Origin of the sequence: Streptococcus sp. WM07, assembly GCF_004570525.1 — a bacterium.
GTDB lineage: Bacteria > Bacillota > Bacilli > Lactobacillales > Streptococcaceae > Streptococcus.
Window position 1 is genome coordinate 24,588 of sequence record NZ_SPPZ01000010.1, and the last position, 8,488, is coordinate 33,075.

The following is an 8,488-nucleotide window of genomic DNA, read 5'->3' on the forward strand; positions in this document are numbered from 1 at the left end:
ATGACTCACATTAAAACGACCATCCAATGGGTTCTGCGTACTGGCTTATTCTTAACAGTTATTTTCTTAGCTCTGGGAAGCTTACTGAATCTTTTGGGCTGGCAGCAGCTTGGTCAGTCAATTCTCTTGATTGGGATTTGGAGCTTGATGTTGACTCCGATTCTACGGGTGTTTACCTCCCTGATCTTTTTTTATCAAGAGAAGGACCAGCTTTATATACGGATTACATTATTGGTGTTAGCCATTATTGTTTTATCTATCGTGTTTGCTTAAGCAAGTTTTCTTTTAGGAAATAAGTTTATTATTTATAAAAAGGAGAAATTATATGTCTAATATTTATGATGTTGCTAATGAATTAAATCGCCGTCTTCGTGCTCTTCCTGAATACCAAGCAGTCGTTCAAGCTAAGGAGGAGATTGCCAAAAATCCTGAAGCTCAAGCCATGTTTGATGAATATATCCAATTCCAAAATGAATTGCAACGAATGGCCCAAACTGGTCAAGCACCGGAAGCCGATCTTGAAGGCAGAATGCGTGATTTTTCTGAAAAAATTCAAGGAAATGAACTGGTATCCAATTTCTTTGCAAAGGAACAACAATTAGGAGTTTACCTCAGCGATTTGGAACGTATTATCTTTGAACCAGTTCAGGAATTATTGCAATAACATAGAAAGAAGAGGTTCAACAACCTCTTTTTTCCATATTCCAAAACAAGCAAAAACCTCAGCCAAATTTGGCTGAGGTTTTTGAGGCTTATTTGAGGCCGTATTTCTTGTTGAAACGGTCCACACGTCCATCTGCTTGGGTGAACTTTTGGCGACCAGTGTAGAATGGGTGTGAATCTGATGAGATTTCGACACGAATCATTGGGTAAGTTTCACCTTCAAATTCAACAGTTTCATTAGAGTTCTTAGTAGAACCGCTAAGGAACTTGTAACCAGTAGATGTGTCCATGAAGACAACAGGGCGATATTCTGGATGGATATCTTTTTTCATTGTGTTAAAAATCCTTTCTGCCATGGTCTCTTTGCGAGCCATAGATTATTACCTAGCTAGTTTACCAAATGTGGTTGGTTTTGGCAAGTTTTTTTGACTTATTTCTAACTTTTTTTCAGTAATTCTTGAATTTCGGCGTAGATTTGGTCATTTTCTTCTAGGTTAGCTGAGTTGGCCCCACTAGCGAGGGGATGCCCACCACCGTCATGTCGTTTTGCAATTTCATTGATTGGAATACTTTTAGAGCGGAGGCGAACACGATAGCTACCGTCTTCTTGTTGGACAAAGACTCCCCAGCTTTGGACGTCTTTAATGCGTCCTGGAGCTCCAACGACTGCAGAAGTATCCGTTTCTTTTAGTTTGAATTCTTTTAAATAGTCTTGATGAATAGTGACACGTGCTGCTCCATTTTCATCGATTTCGAGATTGTCATAGACGTATCCTTGGAGTTTGGCAACTTCTAAACTGATAGTGTCCATTTGACGGGATAAATCACTGAAATCAATTGAAAATTGACGAAGATAGGCAGCCATTTCAAAGGTTAGACTTGAGGTTGAAGGGAAGAGGAAGCGACCGGTATCTCCCACGATTCCCGCATAAAGAAGTCTAGCGGTTTGGACGTCCATCAGAAGATTGGTCTCTCGGGAAAAACGAGTAATCATTTCACTTGTGGAAGAGGCTTTGGGATCGACCCAGGAAAGGTCTCCATACGGATTGTCATCTGGGTGATGATCGATTTTAATGAGTTCTTTTCCGTTTTGGTAACGTTGATCATCAATCCGTTCTCGATTGGCAGTGTCACAGACGATGACCAAGGCATCCTGATAGTCTTCATCGGATACATAGTTCATTCCTGCAAGCCAAAGAAGATTGGGTTCATCGTATCCAGTAACCAAAATCTTTTTTTCTGGGTAATTGAGAAGCAGGAGGTTTTGAAGGCCAACTTGACTACCAATAGCATCTAAATCAGGTCTTACATGCCGGTGGATGATGATTTTGTCATAGGCGACAATCTTCTCTAGTATTTTTTCAAAAATAGATTCCATGTTTGTTCCTTTTTGCTTTTTTTCCATTTTAACATAAGGCAGGAGCATTGCAAACTTTCAAGAGACTTGTGATATAATGGAAAGCGAACTATGAATACTTCACATTGTTTTAAATTACTGTTATTACGTTTTTTAGTGAATCTGATGGATTGTGCGTATTGCTTGTCTTATCAATCATCTTCCATAGATTGTTTCTAGCTAAAGGGCTTTGATTAACTTTTTTATTCGATTTGGAACCAGGTAGAGTATTCTTAAGCATTAAAGAGGAGGCTGCTATGGCGTTAGCAAAAATTGTCTATGCAAGTATGACAGGGAATACAGAAGAAATTGCAGATATTGTTGCAGATAAACTACGAGATCTTGGGTTGGATGTTGACATTGATGAGTGTACAACAGTTGAAGCTGAGGATTTTGTAGATGCTGATGTTGCAATTGTAGCTTCGTATACTTACGGAGATGGGGAATTGCCAGATGAGATTGTTGATTTTTATGAAGACTTGAAAGACGTAAATCTTGAAGGCAAATTCTACGGGGTTGTTGGATCTGGAGATACTTTCTATGACGAATTCTGTAAGGCCGTTGATGATTTTGATCAAGTCTTTTCCGAAACTGGCGCTGTAAAAATTGCTGAGAATGTTAAAGTTGATTTGGCAGCCGAAGATGAAGATATTGAAAATCTTGAAAAATTTGCAGAAGAGATTGCTGCAAAATTAGCTTAATGATGGAAAAAGAGGCCGGGCATAGCCCAGCCTCGAATTGTATATCATGGAAAATGAAATGCTGTCTGTAAAAAAGCAAATTCCCGATTAGTCTGGAATCTGGGAGTGGATTTTTAAGTGGGTATCGGCAGTTTTATCTTGGATAAGAGCTGCTTTTCCTCTCGTTTTAAATAAGAGTTCTAGAGCCGGTCAGTCTTGTAATGTCTTTCTTCGGCGATTCATTTTGCTTGATCGAGGCATTTCTAGTTCTATCTATGATCACCAATTTTTAAGGAAAGGACGGAAGTAAGTGTCCAAACTTTATCCTGTTTTAACTAGAATTTTACAAGGGTTTATATTCCTACTTGCCCTACATTGGGTTGTTATTGCCTTTATAACCTTGGGACAACCATGGTGGTTGACCATGCCCGCCGCTTTAGGGCTGGTCTTTTGGATTTATAAAAAGCCGATGTTTTGGAAACAGCTCTATGATTTTTTATGTCAGCATAAATTGACTGTGATTGGAGTGTTGACTGTTTTTCAAATACTTTTACTGTTGTCAGCTCAGCTTCTAATTCGCCGAGATGCAGCAGTAGTATTTTTGGGAGCTTTTGAGCTCTCCAAGCCTCTTTCCATTGCTAGTTATCTTACGCGCAACCCTAATAACTTGCCCCTGTTTCTGTATGAGCGTTGGTTTTACAAGATTTTTGGAATGAATGGCCTATGGGTTCTCCAATCCATTAATATTTTCGCGACGAACAGTGCAGCTTTGATTCTTTTTAAAGGGACAGAAAGTTTTTGGGGGAGGAAGCGTGCAGACCTGGTTTTTCTTTTTTATACCGGTTTACTTGTAGCTTCGCCTTTCTTTATGGCCATGTATACGGATATGTTGGCGATTCCCTTTATCAGTTTGCAATTTTTCTTTGCGATGGCGCTTTTAAAGTCTAGGGATGATTCTAAGCTAATGATTCGCTTGGCAATCCAGTTGGGGGTGCTTACAGCCCTAGCTTATCTTTTAAGACCAACAGTCTTAGTAACAATAGTAGCTCTCTTTATGATTTTATTGGTTACCAAAGAGTGGAAGAAGTTTCTACTAGGACTGAGTCTTGTTAGTTTGGGATTTGCTTTGGTCGCGATTCCGATTCAACAGTTGATGGAACGACAAGATGAAGTTCAGCTGCTTGAAGGTCAAGGGCTCGCAAAATCGCCCCTCCTGTTTATCGATCTTGGCTTGACTTATTCTGGTACGGATCAGGATGATATGAAGGAAGGTTTACTGGCCTATTTGGAACCGGAGGAGCGAGAGAAGTATAATAATGGGATGTTTGCGGAGGAAAATGTAAAAAAAGAAATTATCCGTCGTTTGCAAGCCTATACACCATGGACCTTTCTTCAACATACAGCTGTTAAGCAGACAGGAACTGTAAAAAATGGGACGTTGAACTGGATTTATTACGAAGATATCTCAAGGGAGAAAACTCCTTATGTATCTCCCCTTTACCCAATTTTAGGTTCGCAGCCTTTCTTTACCTGGATTCGTCGGCATTTTATCTCCTATGACAGACCTGAATTTGCAATTTATGCCTGGATGAAGCAGATTTTATGGTTGGCCTTGGCTTGGGGAATTTTTAGAGCCAGTCGACGTTTTGCAGGAGAACAAGCGGATGTTCAGTTTGTGATGCTAGCAGTTTTAGGCGGCTTTCTTTTTCTTCAAGTTTTTGAAGGAGGTAAAACTCGCTACTTGATTCAATTTTTACCACAAATTTTGGTCTTATCAAGCCTAGGATGGATAGGGGATGACAAGCATGGAAAAATTTAAACAGACTGACTGGTATCAGCCTCTACTAGCTGAGCTAGGAAGTGATTATTTTGAGCAACTTGAAGCCTTTCTAGATGAAGTTTATGATACGGGACAAGTATTTCCAGCGAAGCAGAATGTTTTCCGAGCTTTTGAATTAACCAGTTTGGCTCAGACGCGAGTCGTGATTTTGGGACAAGATCCCTATCATGGGGAGGGGCAGGCTGATGGCTTGAGTTTTTCTGTCCCTGATGGTGTGGCACCACCTCCATCTCTTCGGAATATTTTTAAAGAGTTGGAGACGGATTTAGGGGTGAGAGAGCGAACGGATTTGTCGGATTGGGCCCAGTCAGGTGTGCTCTTATTGAACTCTGTTTTGACTGTAAGTGCTGGTCAGGCGAACAGTCATCAAGGGAGGATATGGGAAACTTTGACAGATGCTGTGATTTCCCTAGTAGGTCGGCGAACAGAGCTGACCGTTTTTATTCTTTGGGGGAAGTTTGCACAAAAGAAAAAGGCTCTTATTGGGCCGGGACATGAGATTTTGGAATCGGTTCATCCAAGTCCTCTGTCGGCATACCGAGGTTTCTTTGGTAGTCGGCCTTTTTCCAAAGCGAATACATTCTTAGAAAATCCGATTGATTGGTTAGGAGGCAAAGCATGAAGCAGCAGTTAGCAACGATTTGTTATTTGGATAATGGGAAGGAGTTTTTACTTCTTCATCGTAACAAGAAGCCAAATGATGTCCATGAAGGGAAGTGGATCGGAGTTGGAGGCAAGGTAGAAGCAGGTGAGAGTCCAGAAGATTGTGCCAAGCGAGAAGTACTTGAGGAGACGGGTTATACCGTGGAGAATATGGATCTGATTGGTTTGATTACCTTTCCTGCTTTTACGTCGGGTACAGACTGGTATACTTATGTCTACAGGATTCGAGATTTTTCGGGAACGCAAATGGAGAGTCCGGAAGGTAGCTTGGATTGGGTTCCTTATGATGAGGTGCTGTTGAAACCAAGTTGGGAGGGGGATCATCTTTTTCTTAAGTGGATTTTGGAGGAAAAACCGCTATTTTCAGCTAAAATGGTCTATGAAGATGGACTTTTACAGGATTGGTCTGTCCGATTTTATAAATAAGGCGTAGAAAATCGTTTCTACGCCTTATTTGTTCGTTGTTTCCGAACTTTTGTATTTTTGTCTAAAAGTTTTTATGATTTTGTTCGGTTTTTTCGCTTTCTTATGCTATAATGTTTTCAGTAAAAGGAAAGGACTCTACCAATGAAAAAAGAATCATTGCTCCCACTTGTATCTGCCGGCCTTTTGGCTCCTCTCTTTCTCTCAACAGGGGTTGCGGCTGAAGAAGTTAGTACGGAACAACCTGCGGAAACAGTTAGTCAGGTTCAAACTCCCGCTGCGGAACAACCTGCTGTTACTGCCGAAAGCTTGGTTAGCCAGCCACCAGTAGTTGAGGTACCTGAAGTCACTTCAACAGACTCTAAGGTTTCTGCTACAAGTATTGATGTGGCTCCACGTGCAGTCAGCGCTGATACTGAAGCTCCCCAAGAGTCCAAAGATTTAGTGATTCTTCATACCAATGATGTTCACGGCCGGATTGTAGAAGACCGTAATGTTATTGGGGATGCCAAGGCCGCAGCTGTTATTAAAGAGACAAAAGCGGATTTGGTTGTTGATGCAGGAGATGCTTTCCAAGGACTTCCAATTTCTAACTCAAGTAAGGGTGAGGAACGGTTGAAAATCCTCAATATGGTTGGTTATGATGCGATTGCCGTAGGGAACCATGAATTTGACTTTGGTTTGGATCAATTACGTAAGTATGAGAAAATGCTTACCTTCCCAATTCTTTCTGCCAACACTTATGTAGATGGTGCTCGTCTATTTAAAGCGTCTACTATTGTAGACAGGGATGAAAATATTGAAGGGGATGAATTTGTTGTTATTGGGGTAACCACACCTGAAACTGCAACCAAAACTCACCCAAATAACGTGGTAGGTGTGACCTTTACCGAGCCAATCACTGAAGTTCAAAATGTGATTGCTCAAATTGAATCTGAGGCTCGAGCTAATGGCAAGTCCTATAAGAACTATGTTATTCTAGCTCACCTTGGTGTGGATGCTACAACTCCAGTTGAGTGGCGTGGCGACACACTTGCAAAAGCTCTTTCTAAGAATGAGAATTTGAAAGGGAAACGGGTCATCCTAATTGACGGTCATTCTCATACAGCTTTGTCAACTACTTATGAAGACAATGTAACCTATAATCAGACAGGTTCTTATCTCAATAACATTGGTAAAATCGTTCTTAAATCCGATAAATTATTAGGTGAAGCTAGTCTAATTTCTGCGGCAGACTTGAAGGATCAACAACCTGACCCTGAGATTGCTGCTGTAGTTAGTCGCATTAAAGAAGCCTATGATGCAGATAATGCAGTGGTGATTCGTGCGAATAACCCTGTTGAATTGAAAGGGAATCGTGAGAATGTTCGTGTTCGTGAAACTAACCTTGGTAATATCGTAACGGATGCTCTTTATAACTACGGACAAACTGGATTCCAACATCCAAGTCACCTAGCTGTTACGAATGGTGGCGGACTCCGTGAGACAATTGTCAAAGATAAGGACATTACCAAAGGAGATGTTATTGCGGTTCTTCCGTTTGGAAACTTGATTTCTCAAATCACGGTTAAAGGCCAACAAATTCAAGACATGTTTAAACGTTCTATTTCTGCTATTCACCAGAAAGATGCGAATGGAAATGTTGTTTTGGATGAGAATGGTTTACCTCTCCTTGAACCAAGTGGTTACTTCCTTCATATATCAGGTGCGCGTGTATTCTTTGATCCAACTCTCGAAGCAGCTGATCGCATCTTGAAAATCCAGATTTTAGATCCTGAATCTGGCAAATATCAAGATTTAGATTTGGCAAAAACCTACTACCTAGCTACCAATGACTTTGTCGCAGCAGGTGGAGATGGTTATGATATGCTCGGTGGTGCGCGTGAAGAAGGACCATCTATGGATGAAGTCTTTGCGGAATTCTTGAAAACAGCTGATCTCAGCAAATACGAAGTGGTTAATCCAAACTCACGGATTATCTCTATTTCAAAAGATTCTAATTGGCAAGAATTAGCGAATCCAACTGAACCTGCCAAACCAGAACAACCGGAAAATCCAAGTAATCCAAATCAACCAAGCGAGCCAACTAAACCTAGCCGTCCAACAAATCCGGCTAATCCAGCTAAACCTGAACAGCAAGAAAATCAAGCTGGAAAAGATGAGCAAAAACCAGCTACTAAATTGGTATCCTTGGGACACAATCCAAGTTATCAAGCACCAGCTAAAGTTCAGGCTGCAAGTTCATCAACCTCTGATGCTAAATCTCTTCCAAATACAGGTACAGAAGTCTCTACAACAGCGACTGTTCTAGGACTTGGTATCTTTGCTACACTTGGAATGGTTCAAAGCAAACGTCGGAAAAATTAATTTTTAAATAGGTGCAATGATCTAGGTCAAGCTCACTGATCCTTAAAATTAGATTAAGAAAGGACTGAATCCTGTATTGAACAGGGCACAGTCCTTTTTTATGTTGTTTTATACTCATTCAGAATCAAAATTAGCAGATATCCATTCTCTATGGACAATCGATCGTAAGCGAGTAGTTGATAAGCTTTGGATAACTTCTTGCAACTGATCAATGACTTCATTCAATGATTTAAATGCTTTGTTCTTAAATCCTAATTTCCGAATCTCTGCCCAAACTTGTTCAATCGGATTCATCTCTGGTGTATAAGGTGGAATAAATGTAAATTCAATATTGCTAGGAATATCCAATGTCTGTGATTTATGCCAAACCGCATTATCCATCACCAAAATAATATAGTCGTTAGGGTAAGCTTCTGACAGTTGTCGTAAAAATTCATTCATCCAAGCCGTATTACA

10 protein-coding genes are annotated in these 8,488 nt (G+C 40.6%); 7 read left to right on the forward strand and 3 right to left on the reverse strand.

Going from position 1 to position 8,488, the window contains the following annotated elements; translation table 11 throughout:
* Together E4T71_RS02435 and E4T71_RS02440 are read left to right on the forward strand one after the other, a co-directional pair.
* Nucleotides 1–273 carry a DUF1634 domain-containing protein gene (locus E4T71_RS02435; RefSeq protein ID WP_135036339.1) on the forward strand — a complete coding sequence of 91 codons (273 nt, stop codon included), beginning with the start codon at nt 1–3 and terminating at the stop codon, nt 271–273.
* A 52-nt stretch (nt 274–325) separates the two neighbouring features.
* A complete protein-coding gene (locus tag E4T71_RS02440) occupies nt 326–664 on the forward strand; it encodes a YlbF/YmcA family competence regulator (RefSeq protein ID WP_135036342.1) in 339 nt (112 codons plus the stop codon).
* 88 nt (nt 665–752) lie between these two features.
* Here the strand turns inward: E4T71_RS02440 and E4T71_RS02445 are convergent, their stop codons facing one another.
* Complete coding sequence (locus E4T71_RS02445) at nt 753–995, reverse strand: type B 50S ribosomal protein L31 (protein ID WP_135036345.1); 243 nt, start codon at nt 993–995, stop codon at nt 753–755.
* Nucleotides 996–1,099: 104 nt separating this feature from the next.
* Nucleotides 1,100–2,041: a bifunctional oligoribonuclease/PAP phosphatase NrnA gene (locus E4T71_RS02450; protein WP_135036348.1), complete on the reverse strand. Its 942-nt coding sequence runs from the start codon at nt 2,039–2,041 to the stop codon at nt 1,100–1,102.
* A gap of 275 nt (nt 2,042–2,316) precedes the next feature.
* Here E4T71_RS02450 and E4T71_RS02455 point away from each other — a divergent pair, with 275 nt between their 5' ends.
* From E4T71_RS02455 to nt5e, 5 genes are all read left to right on the forward strand, one after another.
* A complete protein-coding gene (locus tag E4T71_RS02455; RefSeq protein ID WP_135036351.1) occupies nt 2,317–2,760 on the forward strand; it encodes a flavodoxin in 444 nt (147 codons plus the stop codon).
* A 289-nt stretch (nt 2,761–3,049) separates the two neighbouring features.
* The gene (locus tag E4T71_RS02460) at nt 3,050–4,558 is read left to right on the forward strand and encodes a hypothetical protein (protein ID WP_245165703.1); all 1,509 of its coding nucleotides are present in this window, start codon (nt 3,050–3,052) and stop codon (nt 4,556–4,558) included.
* Nucleotides 4,545–5,201, forward strand: coding sequence for a uracil-DNA glycosylase (locus E4T71_RS02465; protein ID WP_135036354.1), 657 nt, complete (start codon nt 4,545–4,547; stop codon nt 5,199–5,201). The genes E4T71_RS02460 and E4T71_RS02465 overlap by 14 nt, the downstream gene beginning before the upstream one ends.
* Nucleotides 5,198–5,668 carry an 8-oxo-dGTP diphosphatase gene (locus E4T71_RS02470; RefSeq protein ID WP_135036356.1) on the forward strand — a complete coding sequence of 157 codons (471 nt, stop codon included), beginning with the start codon at nt 5,198–5,200 and terminating at the stop codon, nt 5,666–5,668. The genes E4T71_RS02465 and E4T71_RS02470 overlap by 4 nt, the downstream gene beginning before the upstream one ends.
* Nucleotides 5,669–5,809: 141 nt before the next feature.
* Nucleotides 5,810–8,032 carry a cell surface ecto-5'-nucleotidase Nt5e gene (gene nt5e, locus E4T71_RS02475; protein ID WP_135036359.1) on the forward strand — a complete coding sequence of 741 codons (2,223 nt, stop codon included), beginning with the start codon at nt 5,810–5,812 and terminating at the stop codon, nt 8,030–8,032.
* A 114-nt stretch (nt 8,033–8,146) separates the two neighbouring features.
* Here nt5e and E4T71_RS02480 read toward each other — a convergent pair.
* Nucleotides 8,147–8,488, reverse strand: a 342-nt coding sequence (locus E4T71_RS02480) for a transposase (RefSeq protein ID WP_194181244.1), incomplete at its 5' end; no start/stop codon positions are given.